We start from the raw sequence: 26,617 nt of genomic DNA, 5'->3' as shown, positions 1-26,617 counted from the left end.
CAGGTTCAGGTGTTGCCGATTCTCCGGCGTCACGCGATCATGAATAAAGCCCTGCCGACTGCTGAATGATATGAGCCAAATGAATATCGCCGACATTGACCTCAACCTGCTGAAAGTCTTCGAAGCACTGCACGATGAATCCAGTGCCAGTCGCGCCGCCCTGCGCCTGGGCTTAACGCAATCGGCAGTCAGCGCGGCATTGCGCCGCTTGCGTGAGGTGTATGGCGATCAGTTGTTCGTGCGCACCGGGCGCGGACTGGCGCCGACCCTGCAAGCCAATCAGCTGAAACCGGTGATCAGCGATGCGCTCAACAAATGCCGGCAAAGTCTGGCCATGCTCGATCCGGCGGCCAATCAATACGAAGGACGCTCGGTGGCGATCGGTCTGTCAGATGATTTTGAAATTGCCTACGGGCGCCACTTGATCGAGGAAATCGCCCGCCGTGCGCCGAAGCTGCGGTTGATATTTCGCCAGACCCACAGCCAGATCGTTGCCCGCGCGCTGATGGAACGCAGCATAGATCTGGCGATCACTGCCGGCGGTTTTTCCGAGCGCCTGCTCAGTCGTCAGGTGTTGGGGGAAGGCGGCTATGCGTGTCTGGTCGACCCGGCCAGTCTCGCGCCAGGCCAACAGCAGATCGCGTTGCAAGAGTTCGTTGAACGCGAGCACATTCTGGTGTCGTCGGGCGGCTTTATCGGTATCACCGATGAGGGATTGGCGGCAGTGGGCTTGAACCGGCGAGTCTGCGCGTCGACCACGCATTTCGCCGCGCTGCCCTTCCTGCTCAAGGGCAGTCAGGCGGTGGCGACCATCCCGGCCCATGCCGCCGCAAGCATCGCGGCGCTGAGCGGGCTGGCGTTGCTGCCCTGCCCTCTGGCGTTACCACGCTATCCGGTGGAACTGGGCTGGCGCACCAGCACGCAGATCGATCCGGTGCTGGTCAAGGTTCGCGAGGCGATTGCCACCACGTTCAGCCAGGCGTGAAGCGGATTATTTGTTCGCCGCCATCAGGCGATTGACTTCACTGCGCACCATGTTGGCGAACTCCGGCGGCGACATGCCGTCCAGTTCGGCGCGGACCCACTCGGCCCATTTGCCCTTGCGCTTGGAGCGCTCCCCAAACAAGCGCGCGGCTTCGCCTTTGGCTTTGCCCAGATTGTTCTGCCAGAGTTCGAACAGACGGGATTTCTCATCTTCCAGCGCTGCGCGCTCTGCGAGGGATTTGTCGGCCAGATTGAAACTCATGGGGATTTATCCTGCTGCGTAAAATGGCGACATCTTACACGCTCGATGGAAATCTCCGGTGCAGGTTTTTCCCTTCTCCACGAATGACATGCAACTTTTCGCCTGCCGCTACACTCCATTGGTCACTGTCCATTCACCTGCAAGGAGTCACCCAATGGCCCGTAAAACCGCCTCGCAAGCTGCCGAAGAGCAAATCAAGGATCAAGCTTTCAGCGAGCTTCAGGCTCTGATCGAAGAATCGGACAAACTGCTCAAGAGCAGCGCTTCACTGGTCGGCGAAGAAGCAGAAACACTGCGTGCACAAATCGCCCAGAAACTGCAGCTGGCACTGGATTCGGTGTCCAGCGTGCGCGATCGCACCAAACCCGCCGTCGAAGCCACCGAAAACTACATCGGTGGTCACCCTTGGCAAACCGTGGCGATCTCCGCCGGTTTCGGCCTGGTGGTGGGCCTGCTGCTCGGCCGTCGCTGAGTTCCAGCGCTATAAAAAAAGCGAGCCTTCCGGTTCGCTTTTTTTATGCCCACCGCTTTGCTTTTCGATTACTGAATTCAACTCGGTATCCCAAGTCGGCGTACCTCGCTCAAACCACGCGGTCAGTCCCCTCTCCCCCGGGAGAGGGCTAGGGTGAGGGGCTTTTGACCTTGTCACTGCAATCGTCAGAACAACAAAAGACTCACTCCCCCGCCAACTCCCGCAACTGCCCCAACGTTTGCTCATCCAGCGCAATCCCTTGCGCCATCGACCGACTGCGCTGCAAATGCCGGCGATCCCCCGGCAGCCGCTTGAGCCCGACCCCGTGCATCTGCCGCACCAGCTCCTCACTGCGCTGGGCAAAGCTCTGCCCCGCCGCTTTGCTCGGGTCGATGACGATCAACAGCTGGCCGGTCCATGGCGTTTTCGCGCCGGGATGGTTGGACCAGTCAAACTCGAATGAGAAATTGCCGCCGGTCAATGCCGCCGCCAGCAACTCGACCATCATCGACAGCGCCGAGCCTTTATGGCCGCCAAACGGCAACAAGGCGCCGCCTTCGAGAACCGCCTTGGGGTCCTGGGTCGGCTGGCCGAGGCTGTCGACACCCATGCCGGCCGGGAGTTTTTCACCCTTGCGGGCTGCAATTTGCACATCGCCATGAGCGATGGCGCTGGTGGCAAGATCGAACACAATCGGCGCGGCGTTGGCCCTTGGCGCGGCGAACGCAATCGGATTGGTACCGAACAATGGCCGATCAGCGCCATGGGGCACCACGCAGGTCATGCTGTTGACCACGCTCAGCGCCACCAGACCTTCGTCGGCGAAGGGCTCGACATCCGGCCACAAAGCGGCGAAATGATGCGAGTTGCGAATTGCCAGGACTGCGATGCCGGCATGACGCGCCTTCTCGATCAGCAGTGGTCGGGCCGCTGCCAACGCTGGCTGGGCAAAACCGTTGCCAGCGTCAACCCGGACAAACCCCGGCGCGACATCTTCAACCTGTGGCACGGCATGGCCATTGACCCAGCCGCTTTTCAGCGTCGAGACATAACCGGGGATGCGAAACACGCCATGACTGTGAGCGCCGTCGCGTTCGGCGTTGGCGCAGTTGACGGCGAGTACCCGTGCGACTTCGCTGGAGGTGCCGTGGCGCAGAAAAATCGTTTCAAGCAGTTGCGTCAGTGCTTCGAGGGACACTGTGGACGAGCCATGATCGTGTGGCGCAGACATCTGAAGCTCCAGAATGATTATTGGAGGGAACAACAGCGTACGGTCGATTTTGCCCACCGATTAACCCTGTCCGAGCTGCCAGCTGTCAACCCTTCGATTCATTGCCATCGGTTGGCGCGCCCTGATGCACATTTTGATCTCGGCACGTGCGGTAACTGTCTACCGCAAGTGCTCCACTCTGCGCATTTACTGTTGAGTTCCAGCCCAATGGCGCCCTGTTCAGAGTTGCAATGATGTCCACCCCGACTGCCCCGCTGTTGTTTCCAGTGATATTCGATTCACCCGGCCTGCACGCTGACCTCGGTCCGGCACACGGTCTCAACAGCAAAGACTTCGACTGGCTTGCACATGCGCAACTCGCTACGCAATCACTGCGCAACAAGCAAACACCGCCAATGCTGGCCGAACGCATCCTGCTCAACGCCGACAAGCAACTGGCCGTGCCGCTGGCAGGCAGCTTCATACTCAGCGCAGGGCCGGATGACAACGGCGTGTTTCTCTATACGCCCTACGATGGCCTGAAAAAATTCGCTGACCGGCAAGCCCTGACTGATGCCCTGCAGAAACGCCTCGACAACGCCAGGGAAAACGATGATCTGCTGGCTTTCCTCTCGGTTTCATTGCGCAAGGAACTGGTGGAAAAACGGGGTATCACTCTGACTTGCGAAACCATCGAAGGTGATGTGTTCGAGGACCAGCAATTGGCAATCGGCGACTCTCTGGAGAGGTGCGCCCGTGACCTGCTGGACGAGCTCAAACGCCTGCCATCCCTTGCAACGCTGCTGGAAAAGATTCTCGACGAACTGCTCGAAGCGCATTTTGGCGCGGTGCAACAATCGCTTACCCGGGTCGGTTTCTATTCGGTGACTTCTTCGGAGGGGAAACAGTGGGTCGACTCGCTGTCGCTGACTGAAGCGCTGTTGGTGCATTTTCACCGTCAGGGCTGGCCCCACGGTCAGGTCGTAGAATTCACCCATCCCGCCCGTTCGGTACGCGAAGACGATCAGTCTGCCTGGACCAATGCGATCAAGTCGGCGTCGGGAAAACTGACCATGCTGTTGTTTCGACAGCTTGAGGTGTTTTGGAACGGCGCTTCATTCGAAGGCTCGCCCAGACGTACTTTCTTCAGCCAGACGGTGCAGGATCAGGCGCGCGCGGATCTGATGATCAAGCGCGAAACGCAGATCCTCACCGCCAGCGAGTTCGACGCCCTGCACAGCCTGGTACGTGAGCCAACCGTTGCGGTACGGCGGCCAACGTTTGAAACCGTGTGTTTGAGTGAAGAGACAGCCTGTGTCGAGCTGGCCGGTTCACTGATGATCAATCACGACAAGGCTTATCTCTATACGCCCAGCCAGGGCCTGCAGGTACTCGCCGACTACGCGGATCTCAAACAGACACTGACCGCGAAAATGCGGGCTGCCGGACACGAAGACGAACTCTACGGGCTGATGAATCTGCAAGAACGCAATCGTTACCTTGGCTTCGCTAACGCGCAGGTATCCGGGGAAAACATTGGCGGTGAGATCATGACCACGCTGTTTGAGGCCATCATCACCAAGCAACGTCAGAACGTTGAATTCGTTCTGCAGCGTTTTCGTCAGAGCGAGCGCACCACTGACATCCATGCGCTCTTCGACAAGGCGCTGGATATCCGCTCAATGATTCATGAACGGCTGCTCAAGCTCGACGTCAATCAGCGCTGGAGTACCCGGCCGTTGTTTACCAGTACACCGCCATCGTCACTCGTGCAGGCAGACAAGGCTGCGCAGCAGGCGGCACTTCTGGGACGGACGCTGGATAATCTGACCAGCCACTTCAAAGACCAGCCGACCGCGCACGGTGCCGAACAGCGCGTCTTTTTGGAAGGCATTCTGTGGAAACTGGCCCAGGCATTCGAAGACGGCCTGCGCGGTGAGGCGTACCTGCGCAGCCTCAGCGGGTCATGGCTGGAGGCGGAACGAAAGATCGTCGACACCGTGTTCGATTCCAGGCACCCGACACGCAGGGACCGCCAGTCACTCAATGGTTTTCGCCCCGATGCCTGGTCACTGACCCTCAACGGGGCCGAGCCCAACGCTGCGCTGCCGCTCGCTCACTGCGTGCTGCTGACCGAGCGCGGCGGCATGGACGTGAAACATTCCGGGCGCGCCATCCTCTGGACACCGGCCATGGGCCTGGAGCTGTTTGACGACATCGCCAATGCGCAAAAGCAATTGCAGCAACGGCTGGACGACAACAATCAGAGTCACACGCTGCTGGAAAATCTGCCAAAGGCGCAACACAGACTGGACCAGCAATACACACTGGGCGAGTTTCAATTGATTAATGGCAGTGTCTCCCGAGACCGCATGCAATCTGCCATTGAACAGTTCCTGGCAGAATGTGAACTGCTGCGAGTTTGCATCAAGGAGCCAAAGACATTGGCGAGCTTCCTTGATGAAATGAAGAATGCTGTCATCGATACCAACCTGCGACGCGCGATCGATCTTGCACGAACCCTTTCGCGTCATCTGGATTACCCGGACTGGTTGCGTATGGCCTCGGCGACGGAGCAACGCACGCAACTCGCGCTGCTGGATGAACTGCGGCATGCGTTCATCGATGGCAAGGATTTCCTCGATGAGGTCCCGGCGCTGGCCACTCATATCGAGCAGACCCTCAAAACCCTGCTCGATGCCCGCTTTCCAGGCAACGGGCTCAAGCCACAGGACATCCGGATCACCCCCAATCTGATATTGGCCGGCCCTGCCTGCAACTTGCTGGAATTTGCCTTGCATCACTACAACGTCGTGCAGGGCAGCGGTTTCAAAGTCGCCTCGACAACGGCCACAGCCTTACCAAAAGAGTTTGCCCAGGCCGCGGTACGGCAATTACTGCAATCTCTTGATGTTGCTACCACCTACACCGCGAAAGTCACCGAAGCGCTGTCAGCCGACAGCCCGTCTGCTCGCACCAGCAAAGAACGGTTCTTGCGCCAGTTGCCCTGGCAACTGATGCAACACGCTCACTCGATGAAATTGCAGCAACAGCTCTCGGATACCGGCTATGACTACATTTGCCAGGTCCTCGACATGCCCGACGCGATAGCGCGCGCTGCGGTCGAGGGCGCTCATGCCATCGCCTGTCCGCTATCGTTGATCAAGACCCCAGGCGCTGATTGCGTCGACACACTCGGTTTGTATGTCTTCGGTCCGGGCGCAGGGCAAACAGGCCCCCGGATCCTCTATGCGCCTTACTCCAGGTATGTGTTTCGCGAATTCGAAAACGAAGCGCAGCTGATCGAGGCACTGAATACCCCCGGGCACTTCCAGGATTTGATCATCCGGCGTCTGCCTGAAGCTCAGCAGGCGATATTCAAGAGTCTGTTGAAAACAACGATCGGCAAAGACAGTGAAATCACTCTTCATGGCGCGCCCATCAATGGCAACGTGCTCGAGCGGTTTCACCAGGACACTCTGAGCCTTCTGCCGCAACTGTTGCGCAGCCAGCCACAGATCAATGGCCAAGCGGATTGGGAAGCGGTGAAGTTTCTCTTCAGTCACGGCGTGCGCCTGGTGCCACATTTGCTACCGGGCAAACTCGCGTCCGGTTTTTTCCTGTGGCGAAGCTACCAGGACTTCAAGGCGTCCGCCGAAGGCCTTCAGGATCATCACTGGGCAAATGCCCTGAAAAGCTTCATCGCAGGGGCGATGACCCTCTTCAGCCTGGGACGTCTGTCATGGGAAAGCGAGGCAGAAACGGCCGGCTCCGAATTCGCCGCAGAGGCGCAAGCACCTGCGGGTACAGCCACAACGGTGCAAGTCGCCTCTCGCTGGGCAAAGGTGTCGCCCGTCACGCCCGCTCGGATTGATTTGCAGCCCTTTGAAAGCAGTACGGCGCTGGAATCCCTCAAGCTTGATGCCAATAAGCTGGTCTATGGGGATTCGTCAACGACGCAAAAATACGCCGCCATTGCCGGCAAGGTGTATCCGGCAGTCCAGCTCGAAAAAAACTGGTATTTGCGCAAAAAAGACGGCAGTCAGGGGCCGGCACTCGAAGAGAAAAATGCCCGTCTGGTTGTTGCAAGCGCCAGCCAGCCGGTTCATCGCTGCCGATCAAAACGTCGTGACCCTGCTCAACATGAAGTCGAGGAAAACCGCTCAATAGAAATGTATATCCAGGCCAGAGGCATGGCCCAGATCCACCGTCGCTATCCGGCCAGGGCGTTCGTGATACAGCAAGCCGTAAACCGTGCAAGAGAATACGCAGTCAACTGCCTGCATAACTACGTTACACAGCGCAGCCACCCAGCGGGCACACGGCTGGAGAGGGTTTTGAAGGAGTTCTTCGAGGTGCATGAGGTAACGCCCTTGCTGCTCACAAAACTCGAGAAAGTGATCATTCCTGTCTGCCAGGAGCTGACGAACCCAAAAGATGATTTGCTCTACACCGAGCGCTTCTTTACTGGTCTGAATGGGCCTGGCAGCGCCAATACCGTTGCTTTCGTTTTCAAACAGGACAAACAAAAAATAATTCATCTCACCGAGGTTTTTTTCAATCCCAGAATGGACAAATACACCGCCCATCTGCCTCCTCGATTCAATGTTGATTCACACGCACGCGCGGTAACGATTATCCATGAACTCTCGCATCTGGTTTGCGACAGCGAAGATCTGGTGACGATCCAGGCCATGGGGCCTTATCTCGACCTTATCGACACGACGACGGCAGAGGGGCAAGCGGCCAAGGGCTCGCTTGAACGTTATCGCAGGTTATTGTCGCGCTACGGCAATCTCTCGCACCTGTTTGCGGTGAAATCCGATAACCACGTCTGGACCGATCTGGACAAAATGCCGACGCATGCCGCGGATTACCTGAAAATCCTCAGCCTTACCAAAACCACAAACCTTGCAGACGCGCGCCGAGCGTTTCGCAGTCCTGTTTCAGCAGATGCGCGGGTCGACGTGATGCTCGCCAACGCCGACTCGATAGCCTTGCTCATCAGCGAACTGGGCCGCCAGCTCGACCCGCTTCCCGCGCCCATGCCGCTACCGGCGCCGGTTGCAGATCAGGCGGGATCCTCGCAAGCGCTGGCGTGAAGACAAAAAAATGCGCCGGCGTAACGCCAGCGCATTGCTCATGCCAAGAATCAACGAGTGAGACGGTGCGTTAATCCTTCTGATCGCGCAGTACATTGCCCGAGGCGCCGTCGATGCGGAACTCGTAGACAATGCCGTCAGCTTTGCGCCCTTCGCCTTCCCAGTAACCGTCATTGTCGGCGCCGATCTCATAGACCTCGACATAGCCGGCCTTGGTCTTGGCGACCTCGATGGCTTTTTCGATGGTGATCCAGCCTGCGCCCGGCTTGTCCGCCAAGGCGGCACCGGCGCTGAGCAGACCGGCAGTGGCAATCAGGGCTGCGAATGTATTTTTGATCATTTTTTCACTCCATTTATGGATAGTAGGCAGTTGCTTCCTGTTTTTTTGGGCGCCACAGGGAAAAATAAGTTCCACGTTGATGGGTAAATGCCATGACGGATGTTCTCCGCAGCCTGCCGGCGAGGTTAGAATGAGCGAAATCAGGACGAGTCAATGACCCAAGACACTCTCTCGGAAGCCGAATACGATGCGATCACCGATGCCGCCGCGCACTGGTGCATGCGTCTGCACGCCGCTGACTGCACGGACGAGGAGCGTCGCGCATTTGAGACCTGGCACGCTGCACATCCTTTGCATGCCTTCGAATACGAAGCCATGCAAGAGATCTGGGAAGTCGCCGGAGATCTGCCTCGAACCGAGCCCGAGGCACTCGCCGCGCAACGCAAGCCTTCGCGTTCGTGGCGCAAGTTCGCGGTCATTGCTGGCGCCTGCGCCCTCGCCTTGCCACTCGCGGCTTACAGCGGCTGGAGTCTGGGCTGGGTGCCCAACAGTTATCAGCATTACGCCGCCACCGACAGTGTGCGTCAGATCACCCTGAGTGACGGCAGCCAGCTCGAACTCAACCTGCACACCGACCTGAGCTTCAGCAATTACAAACATGAACGTCGCGTCACCCTGAACAAGGGCGAGGCGTTTTTTAATGTCAGCCATGACGCGTCTCATCCGTTCGTGGTTCGCGCCGGCGACGGCAAGATCCGCGTGACCGGTACGCGGTTCAATGTGTGGATGTACGAAGATCAGGTGCGGGTCAATCTGATCGAAGGTTCGGTGCTGGTCAGCAGCAATCGCGACTTGCCTGGCGACGGTCTGCGCCTCAGTCCCTCGATGCAGGCGCGCTACCGGCATGGCGATTACGCGCCGCAAATCAGTCAGACCTACCCTGGCGATACTTCGCTGGCGTGGCGCAGCGGCCGATTGGTGCTCGACAACCTTGCGCTGCACGACGCCCTGCCGCTGATCAACCGTTACCTCGACAAGCCGTTGATGCTGGCCGACACCAATACCGGCGCGATCCGCGTGGGCGGCGTCTACAACATCAAAGAGATGAACCACCTCGCCAACAGCCTGCCGAAAGTGCTGCCGGTCTATTTGACGCGCAACAAGGAAGGCAACCCGGTGATCAATTCGATGCCGCAACGCCCGCCGAAAAGCTGAAGGCCGCGTCCCTTGCGGGAGGCGGCCTTCGTTTGTTTCGAGCTGTGACTGTTTTATTGCGCTGCCACCTTCCCTGCCTGATCCTGCTTGATCGTCTGCACCTGATATTGCGGATCCGCCTGGATCTGCTGTTCGGTGAACGGCAGAACACTCCACTGCTTCTTCGAAAATGCAGCAGTCTGATCCCGCGAGTATTTCGACATCGGATCACTGGATAACGAGAACGCCAGCAGCCCTTGGGCGTGCGGGCCTTTTTCATCGAAGCTCACCACTTGCAGATAGCTGGTGCCGCTGACCACTTCAAGTTTGCCGTCTTCGCGGGGCACGCTTTGCATCGCGTTGTAGATGCCCAGCGTCCCCGGCCCGCCATGAATCGGCGTTTGCTGCCCGCCGCTGCTGACCACCTGGACATCACCCCAGCGCGTGTCAGGTTTCAGGCCCATTTTTGCGACCCGCTCAACCGACGAGAGCATCGCTTCACGCAGTGCTTTGGCGACGGCAGGTTGTTCGACTGCCAGGCCGCGAGGAGTGTGTTGCGCATCTGCCGGATTGAATGCAACACGCCAGATATCCGCTGATTCAAGCAGCGCCTGCATGATGTTCTGAAAATGCACCAGACCGAGCCCGGAATCCAGATTTGCGCGGCCGTCCCAGGCTTTGAGGCTGGCGCACGCAGACTTGAGTGTCGCGGCATCGCTGCCCAGATCGGCGCCGCAGAACTTCCGCAGATCGGGCATGACCTGCGCGGCCAGATAGACCTGATCGTCCATGACCATGTGCTGCAGATCCTTGACTGCCAGCGGGCCTTTCTTGCTCAGTTCAGCCAAACGATCAAGCGCGAATCGTGAGCGCAGGCCCAGCGGTTGTCCTTCCTGACTGATCAGCGGTGAATAGCCGGTGAGCGGTTGAGCCGGGTTGGCCAGCCATGCCGAATCATTGGAGTGCTGAACGAAATCCTTGCGCAGCAATTGCGGCAACTGGCTGGAAGCGAAGATGCCCTTCTGCGCCGCGTGCGGATCGACATCCCAGGCACAGCCGCTGTTGGAACCGTCCAGCACGATCATGCGCAGACCGAGGCGTGGGTCGCTGCACTTGGCAAGTTTTTCCGCGCTGACGTTCGGTACCACCGACAGGTTCATGTACAGCGTCTGGCCCTTGTCATCCACTGCCAGGGTGTTGACCCACGGAATGCCCTGGATCTTGTGCACCGCGTCTTGCAGATCCTTGAGATTGCTGGCCTGGTTCATCGCATACCACTGTTCGAGCACGCGGTCGTTGTCGAGGTTGGCATCGCGCAAGCTGTAGGCATATTGCCTGTCCCAGTCGAGCTTGCCCGGCCATTGCACGATCGGGCCGAACTGCGAGCTGTAGATGTCGCGCGCAACCGCTACGACCTGTCCGTCAGCCTGCTTGACCTGCACGGTAACCGTCTGTTTGTTCAGTGGCAGCGACTTGCCATCGAGCAAATATCGAGTCGGATCCTTTGGATCAAGTTGCAGGCGATACAAGGTGAAGTGTTTCGACGAATCGACGGTGTGGGTCCAGGCCAGATGCTGGTTGAAACCGATATTGATCATCGGCAATCCCGGCAAAGCGGCGCCCATCACATCAAGCTTGCCGGGGATGGTCAGGTGCATCTGATAAAAGCGCATCCCCCCGACCCATGGGAAATGCGGGTTGGCCAGCAACATGCCACGGCCATTGAACGAGCGCTCGCTGCCGACCGCCACAGCGTTGCTACCGCGATCCAGAGCAAAACGTTGCTGACGCGCGTCGGCCAACTGGAACGCCTCGGTGTCGTGCTTCACCTGCGCGGTCGCTTGCGGCGGCGTCGCGCCAGCAAGGGCTTCGGCGAACTGCCCCACCCCACCTTCAACCAACAGGCGCCGCGTCAGTTTGACCAGATCCTCGGCGCTGATGTCACGTACCCACTCGCCCTGGCATTGCTGCGGCAACCCTTGCTGACGGCGTTCAGCCAGATAGCGGTTGTAACCGGCGGCATATCCCTCGACCAGGTCGCGGACCTGCGTCGGTTGCGCCTGCCAGAAGGTTTCGACCGCTTCTGGAGTATTGAGCCAGGTGAAGAACACATCACTGACGCGGTTTTGCCGTTGTTCAACAGTCAACTGCTCCGGGCCGAAGTAGCGTGAACGCTCGCCGTTGACCGTGACGATCTCGTTGGCCAGCAGGCACAGATTGTCCTGGGCGTAGGCGTAACCGATGCCGAAACCCAGACCGCGCTCGTTTTCAGCGCGAATGTGCGGCACGCCGAAACTGGTGCGGCGAATATCGGCGCTGGTTTGTGCAGCCGGGCTCAGTGCATGGGCTGACAGGCTCAGCCCGAACAAGGTGCTGGCGAGGGCCAGCCCGGTGAGTTGCCTGGAAATAATCACGCTTGCTCCTGATCGAAAGGTCGATTGCCCCTGCGTCCACGCGCAATGAGCCTGTCGAAGAAACGAAGCTGAAGGAAAAAATTTAGCGGGTAGCCCATTGGGGCAATGCCGTCATCACAAGGCTGAGACGAATTAGCGACGAAATTTCTACATCTTTTCTTTCATGATTTGTCGTGCTGAAACGTCTTGTTTAGAGAGCGCAACAAAACCTTTCCCGATCTGGCTCTGAAAAGGAGTAATCGCATGTACAACTCGCAACTACCATCGGACGGTAGCCAGACGCCACAGGGCGTTTCGATGGGTTCGCACACCGGCAATTTCAGCCAGCGCGGCGAGCGTCCGGGCAATGAGCGTATTCGCGTGCTACTGAAGAGCTTCGGCCTGCGCACCAGCCTGATTCGCCTGAAAGTCATCGACGCGCTGCTCGTGGCGGCACAGAGCAATCGTCGCCTGGGCGTACGTGGCGTACATAGCCAGTTGCTCGATCTGGACGTGCCGCTGTCGTTTCTCAGCGTGCGAGAAGTGCTTAAACGCTTGTGCGCCGAAGGCGTGATCACCTTCAACGCCGACAAGAGTTACAGCCTGCACCCGCAGGCTGCGGCGGTCCTCAACCACGAATGAGGCTCGCCTTCAGGGCTTGACCTTGCGGCGCATCACGCCGTTGATGATGACCACCACGACCGCCACGCCGATTGCCACGTACTGGAAAGTCTTCTCGGTGATCATGCCGGCATTCTGCAGCCAGGACAGGCCCAGCATGATCGCCAGTACCGACAGAGCGATCAGAATCGAATAAATCAAGCGTTGCTTCTGGGTCATTGCGGTTTCCTGAAACATTGAAATGTAGCCGGTTGCGCGCCGAGCGTTTCCCGGATGAGGGGGATGCGCCGGGGCAAACGGGTGCTCATGTTACCGCCCCTGAGGTTTTTTGGCTGCATGGGCACCCAACCCTGAGACATGCCCGCCCTCCCTGATCCAGCGCAAACAATGCCCGCACTGACGCGGGCATCGTTGTTTGCGCCGCAATGGCAGCCAGGTAAACAGGTTTCACGCCGCGCCAATCCTTTAAACATGCCGTAAGTTTTTGAAATCTGCTGACGCAGCAAACGGCTAGGTCGGCTGTGCGCCTGCGCCTAGGCTCTGCGAACTTCCTACCACTCATAAAACAGGGATGTTCATGCAGAGAACACTTATCAATATCGGCCCCAGACAGGTTGCGGGTTTCTGTCTGGCGCTGACCGCTTTCGAACTGCTCACTTACATGGCCAGCGATGTGATCATGCCAGCGATGCTGGATGTCACCACCGACCTCGACGCGGACGTGCGGCATGTTCCCCATGCCTTCAACCTGTATCTGTTGGGTGGCGTGTGCCTGCAATGGTTGCTCGGCCCGTTGTCCGATCAATACGGCCGACGACCACTGTTGTTATCGGGCAGCGCGCTGTTCGGATTGTCGTGCGCGGCAGCTTTTTTCACCGACAGTATTGGAGCGTTCAACCTGTTGCGGCTGTTGCAAGGCATGGGTCTGGGGTTTGTCGTCGCAGTCAGCTATCCGGCGCTACAGGAGGTGTTCTGTGAAGCGGACGCCGTCAGGCTGATGGCGTTGCTCGGCAATGTTGCGTTGTTATCGCCTCTGCTCGGGCCGCTACTGGGGATCCTGTTGCTGGAATGGCTGAGCTGGCGAGAAATCTTTCTGCTGCTGGGATTCACGGCAGCGCTGGTCTGGCTCGGTCTGTTGCTGTGGATGCCGGAAACCGTAGGCGTCGAGCGCCGCGATGGTCATCGAACACCCCTTGTGCCCTTCTCCTGGCGTTGCACTTCACGGCGCTATGGCGCGTTGTTGGGCAACCCGCGTTTTCTCTGCGCCAGTCTGGCGCTGGGCCTGATGAGTCTGCCCCTGATCACATGGATAGGCCTGGCACCGTTGCTGCTGGTGCGGGTGCTGGAACTGCCGCCGCTGGAATATGGCCTGTGGCAGATTCCGGTTTTCTCAGCGGTGATTGCCGGCAATCTGATTCTCGACCGCTTGCTGCAGACTCATTCGCTGACGCAATTGATTCAACTGGCGCTCTGGCCGTTCTGTCTGGGCCTTCTGTTTCTGGCCGCGTGCGCATTGCTCGGCGCGGGGCTTGGTCCGGTGGTGGCGAGTCTGTCGCTGTACGCCGTCGGGCTGGGCATGAGCAACGCGGCGGTGTATCGCCTGGCGCTGTTTGCCAGCGACGACAGCAAAGGTCTGGTGTCGGCGCTGACCGGCATGATTTCGATCGCCGTCATGGGCCTTGGCGGTTCGCTGATTGCGGCCATCGGTGGCGGCGGCCGTCTTGAATACTTCGCTCTCTGGGCCGCATTCGGCGGGCTGATGTGCCTGCCCATGGTTTACCGGCTCCTGCAAACCACCACAGCTGATGTGGCCTCGCCTCAGTAAGGAACACTGATGACTCACCTACCCTATGCCGACGCGCTGTGCGCGTTGAAGCAACCCTATTGCGCGGATTCAGCCGCGCCCGGTCTGTTTGATCGGGCGATGAAGGAAATCAGCCGCTTTCACTGCGACCACACCCCGGGTTACGCCCATTGGCTCAACGCCCATGGACTGGCGCCGCAAGACCTCGACAGTCTTGATGACTGGTCGCGTCTGCCGCCGATCTTTGCCAGTTTCTTCAAGCAACACTTGCTGCTCAGCAGCACGGGGACAAACGCCCTGGAACTGACCTCGTCGGGCACCAGCGGGCAGAAAAGCCGGATGCGTTACGACGAACGCAGCCTGGCGCGGGCGCAGTTCATGGTTGCGCAGATCTTTCGCCATTACGGTTGGGATACTCCGGATACGCCATGCAATTACCTGCTGCTGAGCTACGAACCCGAGGGTCACATTACGCTCGGGACTTCGTTTACCGACCAGTTTCTCTGTCGGTTTGCCCCGGTCAATCGCGTGGTTTACGCCTTGCGCAACATCGGTAGCGGCCATCAGTTCGACGTATTCGGTGTCATCGCCGCATTGCAGTCATTCGCTGAAGAAGGTTTGCCGGTACGGATTTTCGGCTTCCCGGCGTTTCTCTGGCAGACCCTGCAACGCATGCAGGCTAGCGCTGTGCAGGATGTGCAATTGCCCGCCGGTTCGCTGGCCTTTTTTGGCGGCGGCTGGAAAAACCAGGCCGCGCAGGAAATTCCCAAACAGCAGCTCTACGCCCATATCCATCGGCAATTGGGCATCGAACCCGCCCGCTGCCGCGACGGTTACGGTGCTGTCGAGCATGCGGTGCCTTACATCGAATGCGCCCGTCACCGCTTTCATGTGCCGGTGTATTCGCGGGTGCTGATTCGCGATGCGGCGGATTTTTCTCTGCTGCCCTATGGCCAACAAGGCCTGCTCGGCTTCGTCTCGCCTTACATCTCATCCAGCCCGGCGCATGCCGTGGTGATGAGCGACCTTGCCACGCTGCACCCGGGCGCAAGTTGCGGCTGTGGATTGACCACCGACTGGTTCGAACTGCACGGCCGCGCCGGCACCACGGCCGGCAGAAGCTGCGCGATGGCCGCCGCCGAATTACTGGGAAGTCACTGAAATGTATTTGATAAATGGACAACTGCACGACATTTACAGCCTCGACCAAGCGCTGCAAGACCTGCAACACAAGTTGCCCCAGCGTTTGGCGACGTCGCTAGACAGCAGCACGGTCATCAAGGCGATCACTGTTTTTGCCCAGCTGCTGCGTGACTCGCGCACGGATCTGCCCCTCGACAGCGAACAACGGCAGGCCTTGATCGATTTCTGCCAACCTGAAGCCTTGACGACCAAACGCCAGCGCGAACTCGGCGTCGCTGCCGACTCCCTGCGCCGTATCGATTATCGCCTGCCACGCTTCGAAGCCTGGCGCCCGCTCGGGCTGGTGGTGCACATCACCCCGGCCAACGCGCCGCTGCTGGCCTTTTGCGCGGTGGTGGAAAGTCTGCTCGCCGGCAACGTCAACTGGTTGCGCCCCAGCCGCAGCGATCAAGGCCTGACGGCGCGACTGTTGCGCGCGTTGGTGAACTGCGATGCGAGCGGACAACTGGCCGGTCACGTGGCGGTGATTCCAGCGAGCACCGAGCAGATCGGCCAATTATGCAAATCGGCCAATGGCGTCGCGGCGTGGGGTGGCGAAGCGGCCTTGCAAGCCATTCGGCAACAGCTCGCGCCGGGTTGTCGCTGGATCGACTGGGGGCATCGCATCAGCTTCGTCTATCTCACTCCTGCATCGGCTACGCCAGAGGCGCTTGATGCCGTCGCCGACGAAGTTTGCCGACTGGATCAGCAGGCGTGCTCCAGCCCGCAATGGCTGTTGGTGGACAGCGACGACACGCAAGTCTTGCGCGATATCGGTGAACGCCTGGCGCAGGCCCTGCAACGACGCGCCGCACAGTGGCCGGCACTGGTGCCGACACGCCAGGAAGCTGCGCAAATTACCACGCACACGCAGATGGCCCGCCTCGGTCAGAGTTTCGCCGGTCACACCGGGCAAGTCTGGCACGGCCCAGGCTGGCGGGTGATCTGGACCCATGATCGGCAACTCGCACCTTCGCCGCTGTTTCGCAGCGTATTGCTGCACCCGGTGCCGCAGGCGCTGCTGCCCGCCACTCTGCTGCCGTGGCGCAACGTCCTGCAAAGCTGTGCGCTGGTATGCGCACAATCGCAAATTGTCGAGCTTACCCATGCGTTGATCGCTGCCGGAGTCACGCGGATCGCACCGATCGGCAACATTCACGACGGGTACGAGGGCGAACCCCATGATGGCGTCTATGCGCTGCAACGTTTGAGTCGACGGGTATCGGTGAGTCTTGCAGCCACGCAACTGCCGAATCAGGCCAGTCTCGATCCAACACCATCAGCGGCGACGCCGTGCGCTGCGATCATGGACAAAGAAGCCTTCGTCGCCCAGCCCATCAACGATCAGGCGCAGTTGTATTTCCGCTCTGGAGGCAGCAGCGGCACCCCTGCTCTGGCCGGCTACAGCTATCGCGACTTTGATCGGCAGATGCGCGCGACCGCTGATGGCCTGTTCGCTGCCGGTCTGGATCCAGCACAAGACCGAGTCATGAACCTGTTCTTCTGTGGCGGGCTGTACGGCGGTTTTCTCAGTTTCAGCAAAGCGCTGGAACTGCTCGAGGTGACGCACCTGCCCATGGCCGCCCCTGCTGATGACGATTATCGGGAGATTGCCCAATTGATCATCGACCAACGGGTCAACGTGCTGGTCGGTATGCCCGGCACCCTGCATCGTCTGTTCCTCAATGAACAGGAGCGTCTGCGTGCTTATGCCGGAGTCGAAAAGGTCTTTCTCGGTGGCGAGCACCTGAGCGAGCAGAACCGTGAATTGCTGCGCAGTTGTGGCGTCTCGACCATTCGCTCGGCGATTTACGGCAGCGTCGACGCCGGTCCGCTTGGGCATGCCTGCGAGGATTCGGCGGATGGGGTTTTCCATCTGATGAGCGAAATCCAGCAGTTGGAGATTGTCGCGTTCGATGAGGATGTGCCGGTGATCGACGATCAGGTGGGCCGGCTGCTGGTCACCTCGCTCGCCCGCGAGGGTGGTCAGCGCGTGCAGCGTTATGAGATTGGCGACAGCGGACGCTGGCTCCCGGGCGTCTGCGCCTGCGGGCTGAAGTCGCCCCGCTTTGAACTGTTGCAACGCCACGGCAAGTTGTTGCGTATCGGCACTGACTTTATCTCCCTGAGCGAATTGGCGTCGCGGCTGCAGGTGCCGTTTAAGTTGCATCTGGACCACAGCGCCGAGGGCGTCGAGCGCATGCAACTGCACTGCGAGCTTGCAGCCGCCACGGTTGATACACGTCTCGCCGATTACCTGACCCTGACAACCGTCATCGACAGCGGATTGCTGGTTCTGCAGATCGAGCAATGCTCGCCCGAACACTTCGCTCGAAACAAACACAGTGGCAAGACGCCGCTGGTCATTGACTCCCGCCGCTGACGCTTGCCGTGAGCTGGCTCATTCGAATCAAGAAGAACACACCGTGAAAACAACCGACTCGATTAGCGAATTAACGGGTTTCGCCCGAAAGCATTCGCCCTACTACAAGAACAGTCTCGCCAACATCCCCGAGGCGATAAGTTCACCGTGCGAACTGCCACTGCTTGATCCGGCAGACTTCTGGAAAGAGAGCGCGGATCTCGCGCAATGGCCGGTCCTGACGGCCCCCATTGGGCACGCCCTGGTGTTCAAGACCGGTGGATCAACCGGCGGTGGCAGGCTGTCCGTGTATGCCCGCACGGAATGGCAGCGCACGGTGGAAGATTTCGGCCGCAGTCTGAGCGAGCAATTCAGCCCCGGCGACCGTGTCGCCAACCTGTTTTTCGCCGGCGACCTCTACGCCAGTTTTCTGTTTATTCATGACTCACTCGCCCATGTTCAAACAGCTGTCAGCGAGTTTCCGTTTACCGGTGAGGTCGATCCGCCGAAGTTGGCCGATGCCATCGAACAACATCGAATCAATGTACTGGCTGGCGTGCCCGCGCAATTACTGACCTTCGCCAGTTGGCTCAAACAACGCGGCCTTACGTTGCCCCTGGTTGATAGCGTGCTTTACGGCGGGGAGAGCCTGTTTGCCTCACAACGCCAGCTCCTTGAGCAAGTGCTGCCCAACGCGCGCATTGCCTCGATCGGCTACGCCAGCGTCGACGGCGGATTTATTGGCGCCAGTCATCCTGACTGCGTCGAAGGAGAACATCGCACACCCGACGGCCACGTCCTGTTGGAGATTATCGATCAGCACAGCGGCGCAACGATCGAGGCCTGCAATCAAACCGGTCTGCTCGTATTGACCAATCTGCATCGCCGCTTGATGCCGCTGATCCGCTATCCCGTGGGTGATCTCGCGTGCTGGCGCGAACCGCCGGGCACTGCACAACGCAAATTCGCCCTCAGGGGTCGCAGCGGCAATAGTCAGCGGGTGCGGGTCGGCATTCTGTCGCTGATGACCGATGAAATCAGCGAAAGCGTACGGAGCATCACTGGCAGCGACGATTGGCAATTGCTGATCGAACAAGCCAACAGCGCAGATGTGTTGACGTTGAAATACGCAGTCATCGAACGATCGGCGCTCATCGACGAGAAACTTGAGGCCCGCTTGATCGAACTGTACCCGCCGATCGCGCAACTGCGGGCTGAGCGGCTATTGGAGCTGCGCATCAAGAGTTGCCGGTTTGAGGACTTGGCGCGCCATCCTCGCGCAGGGAAAAGCCTGCGGATCGTCGACTTGCGCTGCTATGACCAGGAAGAGCGGGAGGTGCGTGATGGAGTCGTTGATTCTGCGCAATTACCGTGACACCGACGCCAAGGCCGTCAGCCAGCTGTTTCGCGAGGTCTACGGTGATCATTACGTGCAAACCGACGTTTACATGCCCTGCCTGATCAATCAGAACCACGCCGACAAACGCTGGCATTCACTGGTTGCAGTGGAGGGTGAGCGGATTCTTGGTCATGCCACTTTGTATCGGCAAAGCGAAAGCTCGCACGATGCCGAACTGGCCTTGAGCGTCGTACATCCCGATATCCGTGGAAAGAACATTGCCACGCGGCTGGGCGGACAACTGCTGACTCATGCGCAGGCGTTGGGTTGTCGCAGCGTCTCGATCAAACAGGTCACCCATCACCCTTACACCCAACGCATGGCTATCAACCTCGGTTTTCACAACACTGGATTGTTGCCGGACTATGTCCGCTCACCCTTTGGTTGTAAAAAACCCGAGTCGATCGTGTTGGGTGTACGTGCTATCGATGGCTATCAACGGCCATTGCCAGAACAGGCATGGCCAGCCAGTTGCCGCCCCTTGATGGAGCGTCTGAGCGCTGTGTTCGGCGTCGGGGCTGATGCAGAACGCTGGCGCGGAGCTTCGGTTCAGGTCCAGCAGCACGGCAGCCGCCATGAAATGTGGCTGGAAAAACTCAATCCGGAACTGCTCGACCAGTTGCGATCACTGCCCGGGCATTGGCTGGTTTCGATTCGTCTACAGCTTTCGCGACAGTTTGCCGTGGATCTGCACAGCCTCAACGCCATCGGTTTTGCTTTCACCGGCCTGGCGCCTGCACAGGACAATCGAGGGGGATGGCTGGCGTTGTTTCATCGTGGCTACCGCGCCCGCCGGCTTGCGCTGCATTGCCCGCATATGCAGCAGTTGCATGACCAGGCACAACGTCACATCACTCGGCAAGCCGTGCCGGCGGCGTAAACAGCATGAGCCCGCACACGGATGAGCGGGCATCATCAGCAGACGTTACGCCTTTGCCTTCAGGCCTTTGTCGGACGGAACTGCCGCATTGCCTTCGCCATAGGTCTTGAGATTCTGCAGGACGTAAATGGCTTTCTTGAATTCGGGGATCAGGCTCTTGCCGTAGTAATTGCCATTGAGACTGTTGGTCTGGATGGCATCGAGCTGAGTGGCGAAATATTCCAGCGCGTTGAACTTCGCCTCCGGGTCTTTCTGCACGCCGAAGCGGTCGAATTTGTCGCCGGCATTGAGCAAAGTGATCGAGGTGATCTCGGAAATCAGGCCGCGCCCGCGCAGGAATTCGCTGAGGTTGCCCAACTGCTTGACGGAAACGTTGGCCGGGTCGAAGCCCTTGATCTGCTTGCGCAAACCCTGCTTATCCATCTCCGCCACATTCAGCGCATTCGGATCGTTGCCGACCAGCGTCAGCATCTGCTGCACTTTGACGCTCTGCGAAACCTGCTTTTTCGCGCCGGTATCACGGACCATTACGCCTGCCTTGCTTTCCCAGGCGCCGGTATAGCCGATCGTCATGCGAGGATTCCTTGTGCGATGAGCATGAAATGTCCTTGTTCCAACCAATTGAATGGGCGCGAGTATCGGCCGATGCGCCTGATCGCACCAAGTCTTTTGTGCGCTTTTTTACAAATCTCGTACATTCGTGACACAAGCCTGCATCCCGTAAACATTGGTTCAGAGCCGTCATCTTGATGTAACAAACGTGGCGATCCGGGGGTTTGTACCCATCCCGATACCAACCGGTCATCGCCCAGCGTGGTTTCGGCGCGCAAGCACCTAAAGCTTCCGCCCGCAACGACGATACGCTGTGATACCCGCCCTGTTTTATTTCTGCCCTCCAACAAAAAAGCCGCTCAAGGATCAGTTCCATGCCCGCACTGCGCACTATTCAGGCTCGCTACACGCTGTTTCTGATTCTGTTCATCCTGCTGTTGTCCGTGCTGACCGTGGTCGGCATCAGCCAACTGGTGGCACCGACCCTGCGCGATACCGAAGAGAAGGTCGTGCTCAACCGCATCGCCGAAGTCGCCGTGCAGATTCAGGGCGAACTGAACAAGGTCCAGGCGCAGCAACGCAGCATCACCCAGACCATCCCGCTGCTCGACAGCGCCGCCATCGACACGGTGTTGCCAGGGCTGGTGGATCAGTATGGCGAGCTGAAAGTCTTCGGCGGCGGCATCTGGCCGTTACCGGGCCAGCGTGAAGCCGGGCGCAACAAATTCAGCACTTTCTGGCACCGTGACGCCTCTGGCCAACTCAAGGTCAACACGTTCTGGAACAGCGATGCGGCGCCCAACTATTACGACCAGAGCTGGCACAAGGGCGGCATGGCCACTCCGCGCGGCCAGTGCGCGTGGGCCGCTGCCTATAAGGACGACGCCAGCGCCGAGCCGCGCACCAACTGCGCCATGGCGATCTACAAGAACGGCAGCGCCTGGGGCGTTTCGACCATCGACGTGACCCTGGGCTTCTTCAACGATTTGGTGGCGCGCAAGGAAAAGGACCTCAACGCCGAAATGCTCATCGTCGAGGCGGACGGCAAGATCATCAGCAACAGCTCGCGCATCAGCGGCCCGATCGTGCTGAAAAACATCAGCGAACTGGCGGCCAGCTCGACCTTCGTCAATCAGATCAAGACCGGCCTGCAGAATCGCGATACAGCGCAACGCGTCGAGTTCGATAACAACGGTGAAGATGCCACCTTCTTCATGCGCCCTATCGAGGGCACACCGTGGTTCCTCGCCACCGCCCTGCCGACCAAGATGCTCACTGCCCAGCGCGATGACGTACTCCATAGCCTCAGCCTGATCCAGATTCCGCTGGTGATCCTGCTGGTGCTGTTGCAGGTTTACGCGATTCGCAAACTGGTGCTGCGCATGAAAGCGCTGAAGGCCAACATTGATTCGCTGTCCAGCGGTGACGCCGACCTGACCCGCCGCATCACCATTCGCGCCGAAGACGAACTGGGCGCCATCGGTCACTCGGTCAACACCTTCATCGCCTATCTGCAGAACATGATCGGCGAAGTCACCCAGGCCACCGGCGCCATGGCTTCCAGCCTCGACAACCTGCAGCGCACCTCGGCACATACCGGCCAGATTCTGCTGCGTCACGCTTCGGAAACCGATCAGACCGTCACCGCCATCAACGAAATGAGCTCGACTGCTGAAAGCGTCGCGCAAAACGCCGCTGAAACCGCTGCATTCACCCAGCGTGCCAATGAGAACGCAGACCGCTCGCGCGTCGTGGTGGGTGAAGCGACCAACAGCGTGGTCGCGCTGATCGACGAAGTGGCCAGCGCTACACACAAAGTTGAAAACATGCAGCAGGACGCCCAGCGCATCACCGAAATCCTCGGCGTCATCGGCGCGATTGCCGGGCAGACCAACCTGCTCGCCCTCAACGCGGCGATTGAGGCGGCACGTGCCGGTGAACAGGGTCGCGGCTTTGCGGTGGTGGCGGATGAAGTCCGCGCCCTCGCCGCCCGCACTCAGGCCAGCACCTCGGAAATCAACGAAATGTTGACCCGTCTGACCCAAGGCGTGAGTTCGTCGGTCAGCGCCATGGAAAACACCCAGGCCAGTTGCCAGTCCGCTGCTGACGCCACCGCCCGAGTCAACTCGGGGCTGGACGAAATGGCCGGTTCGGTCAGCCATATCAACAGCCTCAGCACGCAGATCGCCACCGCCGCCGAACAGCAAAGCGCAGTGACCGAAGAGATCAACCGCAGCATGGTGCAGATTCGCCACATGGTCGATGAACTGGTGCAGAGCGGCCAGGCCAGCGAGCTCAATACCCGCCAGTTGCTCGAAGCCAATAGCCGCGTGAGCGCGATCATGGGGCGGTTCAAGGTCAGTTAAGCCAACCGCGACCACGGGGATTTCGGCCTTTACGCCAATCCCCTGTGGGAGCGAGCCTGCTCGCGAAAGCGATTTTTCAGTCACCTGGATTTGCGTCTGATCCAGCGCATTCGCGAGCAGGCTCGCTCCCACCATTGTTCGAATGTCTTGTAGCAACTGGAAACACTCAGTTGATGCCGGGATGGAAAAACCGGTCAAAATGCGCTCTTGCTGACCTTCACCGAGTCGAGAGCCCATTCCCATGCGAAGCCAACTGCGTCTGCTCGCCCTGAGCGCCCTGTTCATCTCCTCCCTGGCGCAAGCCGCCGAACTGATCCCGATCGAAGTGCACCGCGATGCCAATTGCGGCTGCTGCAAAAAGTGGATCAGCCATCTCGAAGCCAATGGCTTCAAAGTCGAAGATCACGTCGAAAGCGACATGAGCAGCTTTAAACAGCAGCACGGCGTACCACCGCGTCTGGCGTCCTGCCACACCGCGATCATCAATGGCAAATTCGTCGAAGGCCATGTGCCGGCCGATCAGGTGCTTGCGTTGAGCAAGCGCGACGATCTGCTGGGTGTGGCTGCACCGGGCATGCCAATGGGCTCGCCGGGCATGGAAATGGACGGCATGAGCGATGCGTACCAAGTGATCGGTCTGAAGAAGGACGGCGCCGACGTGGTGGTGGCGGACTACCCGGCCCGTTGATGGGTGCGGCTTACTTCGGCCTGTTCTTTGCTGCGTTTGGTGCGGCGACGTTGTTGCCATTGCAATCCGAGGCGCTGCTGGTCGGCCTGATCGTCAGCGAGCGTTACTGGCTGTGGGGTTTGCTCGCAGTGGCGACGCTGGGCAACGTACTCGGCTCGCTGGTCAACTGGTGGCTGGGCCGTGGCATCGAGCGGTTTCAGGATCGACGCTGGTTTCCGGTCAGCCATGGGCATATGGCCAAGGCACGCAAGCACTATGAGCGCTATGGGCATTGGTCGCTGCTGCTCAGTTGGCTGCCGGTGATCGGCGATCCGCTGACCTTGATTGCCGGCGTCATGCGCGAACCGCTCGGGCGCTTTCTGTTGATCGTCACACTGGCCAAAGGCGCGCGCTATGGCGTGCTGGCCTTGCTGACACTTGGCTGGCTAGGTTGAACCAACCCTCAGTGTGATTGCCTTTGTTTAACGTCGGCGTAATCCCGACCTTCCAGAGTCGGCCAATTTTCAAGGAGTTTGTGCTTATGTCCGTCACGCTTTCCCGCTGGCTGCCCGGCCTGGTCCTCAGCGCTGCCTTGCCGTTAATGGCGCACGCAGCCACTGAAACCGTTGCCGCCGAAGGGCCTGCCTATGGCCCGGAGCTGCAAGGTTTCCAATACCCGTACACGCTTAAACATTTCGCCTTCGAATCCCAAGGCCAGAAGCTGCAAATGGGCTACATGGACGTCGCCGCCAATGGCAAGGCCAACGGCCGCACCGTGGTGCTGATGCACGGCAAGAATTTCTGCGCAGCGACCTGGGACAGTTCGATCAAAGCCCTGAGCGACGCCGGCTACCGCGTGATTGCGCCGGATCAGATCGGTTTCTGTACATCCAGCAAACCTGAGCATTATCAGTACAGCTTCCAGCAACTGGCGACCAACACCCAGCAATTGCTCAAGGCCTTGGGCATTCAGAAAGCCACCCTGCTCGGCCACTCCACCGGCGGCATGCTCGCTACCCGTTATGCGCTGCTGTTCCCTGAGCAGGTCGATCAACTGGCAATGGTCAACCCGATCGGTCTGGAAGACTGGAAAGCCCTCGGCGTTCCGTATCGCACCGTTGATCAATGGTATCAGCGCGAATTGAAGGTCACGGCCAAGGGCATTCGCGACTATGAGCGCACCACCTATTACGACGGCCGCTGGAAGCCGGAATTCGATCGTTGGGTCGACATGCTCGCTGGTCTGAGCAAAGGTCCGGGCAAGACCCAGGTCGCGTGGAACTCGGCGCTGATCTACGACATGATCTTCACGCAGCCGGTGTACTACGAGTTCAAAGACCTGAAGATGCCGACCCTGTTGCTGATCGGCACCTCCGACACCACCGCCATCGGCAAGGACCTCGCGCCGCCGGAAGTGAAAGCCAAAATCGGTCATTACGAGGTGCTTGGCAAACAGGTCGCCAAGCTGATTCCGCAGTCGACGCTGATTGAATTCCCGGGCATGGGTCATGCGCCGCAAATGGAAGAACCGGAGAAATTCCATCAGGCGCTGCTCGGCTGGCTGGGCAAGACTCCTTCCGCTCCTTGATGAGGCAAGCCGATGACGGTGCAGATTGCAGTGATCGATGACTGGCAAGACGTGGCCCGCGACGTGGTCGACTGGTCCGTGCTGGAGAGCATCGGTGAAGTGACCTTTGTGCATGATTACCCGGCCGACAACGCCACACTGGCCGAGCGCCTTGGCAAGTACGAGGTGATCTGCGTCATGCGCGAACGCACGCGCTTCGACGCCGATTTGCTCGGGCGCTTGCCCAATCTGAAGTTGCTGGCCACTGGCGGCATGCGCAATGCCGCGCTGGACATGCCGGCCGCAGCAGCACTGGGCATCAAGGTCTGCGGCACCGATAGCTACAAACACGCCGCGCCGGAACTCACCTGGGCGCTGATCATGGCGGCCACCCGTGATCTGGTGAAGGAAGCCAATGCCCTGCGGGCCGGCCAGTGGCAGCAGGACCTCGGCGGCGATCTGCATGGCAAGACCCTGGGAATCCTGGGTTTGGGCAGCATCGGCCAGCGCGTCGCGCAATTCGGTCAGGTGTTCGGCATGCGGGTGATCGCCTGGAGCGAAAACCTCACCGCCGAACGCGCTGAACAGGCCGGCGTGACGTACGTCAGCAAGCAACAACTGTTCGAGCAGGCCGACGTACTGTCGGTGCATCTGGTGCTCAGTGAACGCAGTCGCGGTCTGGTTGATGCCCAAGCGCTGGACTGGATGAAACCGAGCGCGCTTTTGGTCAACACCGCTCGCGGGCCGATCGTCGATGAAGCGGCGTTGATCAAGGCGCTACAGAAACGGCGCATTGCCGGGGCAGCGCTGGACGTATTCGAGCAAGAGCCGTTGCCGGCCCTGCACCCGTTTCGCACGCTGGACAATGTCCTCGCCACGCCGCATGTGGGCTATGTCAGCCGGCAGAATTACGAACAGTTCTTCCGGCAGATGATCGAGGATATTCAGGGTTGGGCAGCTGGGGAGCCGGTGCGTCTGTTGAACTGAGCCCATCACTTTAAAGTTGAGTTGCTTCAACCGCCCTCTTCGCGAGCAGGCTCGCTCCCACAGGTTGTACGCGGTCCAATGTGGGAGCGAGCCTGCTCGCGAAGAGGTCATCTCAGATACCACTCTGCAATACGCTCGCACCACAACGGTGCAACTCGCCCATCCCCTAGCACAAAACCGTGACTACCCAGTCACTGTTTTGGCCCACTCCGTCCAAAAAACATGCCCTTCGTCGGAGCGTTTTCCCTCCTGAACCCTCGCTAACATCCCGACACAACCGATTGTCGAACAATTTACCCATTTGCCCCGACCCGCTCTAGGATCTGGCCTAGA

General features: G+C 59.3%; 20 protein-coding genes and 2 pseudogenes. 16 read left to right on the top strand and 6 right to left on the bottom strand.

Annotation, left to right across the window (positions count from 1 at the left end; genetic code table 11):
• The first annotated feature begins 70 nt into the window (after positions 1 to 70).
• Positions 71 to 985: a LysR family transcriptional regulator gene (locus ASG55_RS09540; protein ID WP_056785869.1), complete on the top strand. Its 915-nt coding sequence runs from the start codon at positions 71 to 73 to the stop codon at positions 983 to 985.
• Positions 986 to 991: 6 nt separating this feature from the next.
• On the opposite strand, the gene ASG55_RS09535 is transcribed toward ASG55_RS09540, so the two are convergent.
• Positions 992 to 1,246 (bottom strand): hypothetical protein, encoded by a 255-nt coding sequence (locus ASG55_RS09535; RefSeq protein WP_003224595.1) that lies wholly within the window; start codon positions 1,244 to 1,246, stop codon positions 992 to 994.
• Between the two features lie 154 nt (positions 1,247 to 1,400).
• Between ASG55_RS09535 and ASG55_RS09530 the strand changes: the two genes are divergently transcribed.
• A complete protein-coding gene (locus ASG55_RS09530; RefSeq protein WP_016774661.1) occupies positions 1,401 to 1,718 on the top strand; it encodes a DUF883 family protein in 318 nt (105 codons plus the stop codon).
• A gap of 202 nt (positions 1,719 to 1,920) precedes the next feature.
• Here the strand turns inward: ASG55_RS09530 and ASG55_RS09525 are convergent, their stop codons facing one another.
• Entirely contained in the window at positions 1,921 to 2,949 is a 1,029-nt protein-coding gene (locus tag ASG55_RS09525; protein ID WP_056785867.1) for an Ldh family oxidoreductase, read from the bottom strand.
• A gap of 233 nt (positions 2,950 to 3,182) precedes the next feature.
• On the opposite strand from ASG55_RS09525, the gene ASG55_RS09520 reads away from it, so the two are divergent.
• Positions 3,183 to 8,030, top strand: coding sequence for a dermonecrotic toxin domain-containing protein (locus tag ASG55_RS09520; protein ID WP_056786857.1), 4,848 nt, complete (start codon positions 3,183 to 3,185; stop codon positions 8,028 to 8,030).
• A 70-nt stretch (positions 8,031 to 8,100) separates the two neighbouring features.
• Here ASG55_RS09520 and ASG55_RS09515 read toward each other — a convergent pair whose 3' ends face one another.
• Positions 8,101 to 8,370 carry a PepSY domain-containing protein gene (locus ASG55_RS09515; protein WP_056785864.1) on the bottom strand — a complete coding sequence of 90 codons (270 nt, stop codon included), beginning with the start codon at positions 8,368 to 8,370 and terminating at the stop codon, positions 8,101 to 8,103.
• A gap of 153 nt (positions 8,371 to 8,523) precedes the next feature.
• Here ASG55_RS09515 and ASG55_RS09510 point away from each other — a divergent pair, with 153 nt between their 5' ends.
• Positions 8,524 to 9,525, top strand: coding sequence for a FecR family protein (locus ASG55_RS09510; RefSeq protein ID WP_056785862.1), 1,002 nt, complete (start codon positions 8,524 to 8,526; stop codon positions 9,523 to 9,525).
• Positions 9,526 to 9,578: 53 nt separating this feature from the next.
• Here ASG55_RS09510 and pvdQ read toward each other — a convergent pair whose 3' ends face one another.
• Entirely contained in the window at positions 9,579 to 11,918 is a 2,340-nt protein-coding gene (gene pvdQ, locus ASG55_RS09505; protein WP_056785860.1) for a bifunctional acylase PvdQ, read from the bottom strand.
• A 243-nt stretch (positions 11,919 to 12,161) separates the two neighbouring features.
• Here pvdQ and ASG55_RS09500 point away from each other — a divergent pair, with 243 nt between their 5' ends.
• Positions 12,162 to 12,539 carry a hypothetical protein gene (locus ASG55_RS09500; RefSeq protein ID WP_056785857.1) on the top strand — a complete coding sequence of 126 codons (378 nt, stop codon included), beginning with the start codon at positions 12,162 to 12,164 and terminating at the stop codon, positions 12,537 to 12,539.
• Between the two features lie 9 nt (positions 12,540 to 12,548).
• On the opposite strand, the gene ASG55_RS09495 is transcribed toward ASG55_RS09500, so the two are convergent.
• Complete coding sequence (locus ASG55_RS09495) at positions 12,549 to 12,737, bottom strand: hypothetical protein (RefSeq protein ID WP_041480969.1); 189 nt, start codon at positions 12,735 to 12,737, stop codon at positions 12,549 to 12,551.
• A gap of 358 nt (positions 12,738 to 13,095) precedes the next feature.
• Between ASG55_RS09495 and ASG55_RS09490 the strand changes: the two genes are divergently transcribed.
• From ASG55_RS09490 to ASG55_RS09470, 5 genes are read left to right on the top strand one after another with little or no spacing between them, the layout of a single operon-like run.
• Positions 13,096 to 14,343 (top strand): MdfA family multidrug efflux MFS transporter, encoded by a 1,248-nt coding sequence (locus ASG55_RS09490; RefSeq protein ID WP_056786855.1) that lies wholly within the window; start codon positions 13,096 to 13,098, stop codon positions 14,341 to 14,343.
• A 9-nt stretch (positions 14,344 to 14,352) separates the two neighbouring features.
• Positions 14,353 to 15,483, top strand: coding sequence for a LuxE/PaaK family acyltransferase (locus ASG55_RS09485; RefSeq protein WP_056785854.1), 1,131 nt, complete (start codon positions 14,353 to 14,355; stop codon positions 15,481 to 15,483).
• 1 nt (position 15,484) lies between these two features.
• The gene (locus tag ASG55_RS09480) at positions 15,485 to 17,887 is read left to right on the top strand and encodes an aldehyde dehydrogenase family protein (protein ID WP_056785851.1); all 2,403 of its coding nucleotides are present in this window, start codon (positions 15,485 to 15,487) and stop codon (positions 17,885 to 17,887) included.
• A gap of 43 nt (positions 17,888 to 17,930) precedes the next feature.
• Positions 17,931 to 19,241 carry a phenylacetate--CoA ligase family protein gene (locus ASG55_RS09475; protein ID WP_056785850.1) on the top strand — a complete coding sequence of 437 codons (1,311 nt, stop codon included), beginning with the start codon at positions 17,931 to 17,933 and terminating at the stop codon, positions 19,239 to 19,241.
• Complete coding sequence (locus ASG55_RS09470; RefSeq protein ID WP_056785845.1) at positions 19,210 to 20,145, top strand: GNAT family N-acetyltransferase; 936 nt, start codon at positions 19,210 to 19,212, stop codon at positions 20,143 to 20,145. The genes ASG55_RS09475 and ASG55_RS09470 overlap by 32 nt, the downstream gene beginning before the upstream one ends.
• 45 nt (positions 20,146 to 20,190) lie before the next feature.
• Here ASG55_RS09470 and ASG55_RS09465 read toward each other — a convergent pair whose 3' ends face one another.
• Positions 20,191 to 20,718, bottom strand: coding sequence for a hypothetical protein (locus tag ASG55_RS09465; RefSeq protein WP_024012886.1), 528 nt, complete (start codon positions 20,716 to 20,718; stop codon positions 20,191 to 20,193).
• 353 nt (positions 20,719 to 21,071) lie between these two features.
• Here ASG55_RS09465 and ASG55_RS27610 point away from each other — a divergent pair.
• From ASG55_RS27610 to ASG55_RS09440, 6 genes and pseudogenes are all read left to right on the top strand, one after another.
• Positions 21,072 to 22,202 (top strand): annotated as a pseudogene (locus ASG55_RS27610) (HAMP domain-containing protein); the annotation flags it as partial.
• Positions 22,203 to 22,535: 333 nt separating this feature from the next.
• A pseudogene (locus ASG55_RS27605) lies at positions 22,536 to 23,063 on the top strand (methyl-accepting chemotaxis protein); the annotation flags it as partial.
• 241 nt (positions 23,064 to 23,304) lie between these two features.
• Positions 23,305 to 23,751, top strand: coding sequence for a DUF411 domain-containing protein (locus tag ASG55_RS09455; RefSeq protein ID WP_041480975.1), 447 nt, complete (start codon positions 23,305 to 23,307; stop codon positions 23,749 to 23,751).
• The gene (locus tag ASG55_RS09450; RefSeq protein ID WP_056785840.1) at positions 23,751 to 24,185 is read left to right on the top strand and encodes a YqaA family protein; all 435 of its coding nucleotides are present in this window, start codon (positions 23,751 to 23,753) and stop codon (positions 24,183 to 24,185) included. Before ASG55_RS09455 ends, ASG55_RS09450 begins: the two co-directional genes overlap by 1 nt.
• Before the next feature lie 86 nt (positions 24,186 to 24,271).
• A complete protein-coding gene (locus tag ASG55_RS09445; protein WP_056785839.1) occupies positions 24,272 to 25,318 on the top strand; it encodes an alpha/beta fold hydrolase in 1,047 nt (348 codons plus the stop codon).
• 12 nt (positions 25,319 to 25,330) lie between these two features.
• Positions 25,331 to 26,284 carry a D-2-hydroxyacid dehydrogenase family protein gene (locus tag ASG55_RS09440; RefSeq protein ID WP_056785836.1) on the top strand — a complete coding sequence of 318 codons (954 nt, stop codon included), beginning with the start codon at positions 25,331 to 25,333 and terminating at the stop codon, positions 26,282 to 26,284.
• The last annotated feature ends 333 nt before the right edge of the window (positions 26,285 to 26,617 follow it).

The sequence above is a fragment of the Pseudomonas sp. Leaf434 genome, from assembly GCF_001425545.1.
Taxonomy (GTDB): Bacteria; Pseudomonadota; Gammaproteobacteria; order Pseudomonadales; family Pseudomonadaceae; genus Aquipseudomonas; species Aquipseudomonas siliginis.
Note: the sequence above shows the minus strand (reverse complement) of the source record. Positions and strands in the feature narration are given on the sequence as shown.

What these genes read in the sequence shown, in the direction of transcription:
- ASG55_RS09440 (WP_056785836.1), top strand. Translation starts at nt 25,331, where the DNA reads ATGACGGTGCAGATTGCAGTGATCGATGACTGGCAAGACGTGGCCCGC.
- ASG55_RS09535 (WP_003224595.1), bottom strand. Translation starts at nt 1,246, where the DNA reads ATGAGTTTCAATCTGGCCGACAAATCCCTCGCAGAGCGCGCAGCGCTG.
- ASG55_RS09490 (WP_056786855.1), top strand. Translation starts at nt 13,096, where the DNA reads ATGCAGAGAACACTTATCAATATCGGCCCCAGACAGGTTGCGGGTTTC.
- ASG55_RS09530 (WP_016774661.1), top strand. Translation starts at nt 1,401, where the DNA reads ATGGCCCGTAAAACCGCCTCGCAAGCTGCCGAAGAGCAAATCAAGGAT.
- ASG55_RS09510 (WP_056785862.1), top strand. Translation starts at nt 8,524, where the DNA reads ATGACCCAAGACACTCTCTCGGAAGCCGAATACGATGCGATCACCGAT.
- ASG55_RS09515 (WP_056785864.1), bottom strand. Translation starts at nt 8,370, where the DNA reads ATGATCAAAAATACATTCGCAGCCCTGATTGCCACTGCCGGTCTGCTC.
- ASG55_RS09470 (WP_056785845.1), top strand. Translation starts at nt 19,210, where the DNA reads ATGGAGTCGTTGATTCTGCGCAATTACCGTGACACCGACGCCAAGGCC.
- ASG55_RS09445 (WP_056785839.1), top strand. Translation starts at nt 24,272, where the DNA reads ATGTCCGTCACGCTTTCCCGCTGGCTGCCCGGCCTGGTCCTCAGCGCT.
- ASG55_RS09485 (WP_056785854.1), top strand. Translation starts at nt 14,353, where the DNA reads ATGACTCACCTACCCTATGCCGACGCGCTGTGCGCGTTGAAGCAACCC.
- ASG55_RS09465 (WP_024012886.1), bottom strand. Translation starts at nt 20,718, where the DNA reads ATGACGATCGGCTATACCGGCGCCTGGGAAAGCAAGGCAGGCGTAATG.
- ASG55_RS09525 (WP_056785867.1), bottom strand. Translation starts at nt 2,949, where the DNA reads ATGTCTGCGCCACACGATCATGGCTCGTCCACAGTGTCCCTCGAAGCA.
- ASG55_RS09450 (WP_056785840.1), top strand. Translation starts at nt 23,751, where the DNA reads ATGGGTGCGGCTTACTTCGGCCTGTTCTTTGCTGCGTTTGGTGCGGCG.
- ASG55_RS09495 (WP_041480969.1), bottom strand. Translation starts at nt 12,737, where the DNA reads ATGACCCAGAAGCAACGCTTGATTTATTCGATTCTGATCGCTCTGTCG.
- ASG55_RS09455 (WP_041480975.1), top strand. Translation starts at nt 23,305, where the DNA reads ATGCGAAGCCAACTGCGTCTGCTCGCCCTGAGCGCCCTGTTCATCTCC.
- ASG55_RS09500 (WP_056785857.1), top strand. Translation starts at nt 12,162, where the DNA reads ATGTACAACTCGCAACTACCATCGGACGGTAGCCAGACGCCACAGGGC.
- ASG55_RS09520 (WP_056786857.1), top strand. Translation starts at nt 3,183, where the DNA reads ATGTCCACCCCGACTGCCCCGCTGTTGTTTCCAGTGATATTCGATTCA.
- ASG55_RS09540 (WP_056785869.1), top strand. Translation starts at nt 71, where the DNA reads ATGAGCCAAATGAATATCGCCGACATTGACCTCAACCTGCTGAAAGTC.
- ASG55_RS09480 (WP_056785851.1), top strand. Translation starts at nt 15,485, where the DNA reads ATGTATTTGATAAATGGACAACTGCACGACATTTACAGCCTCGACCAA.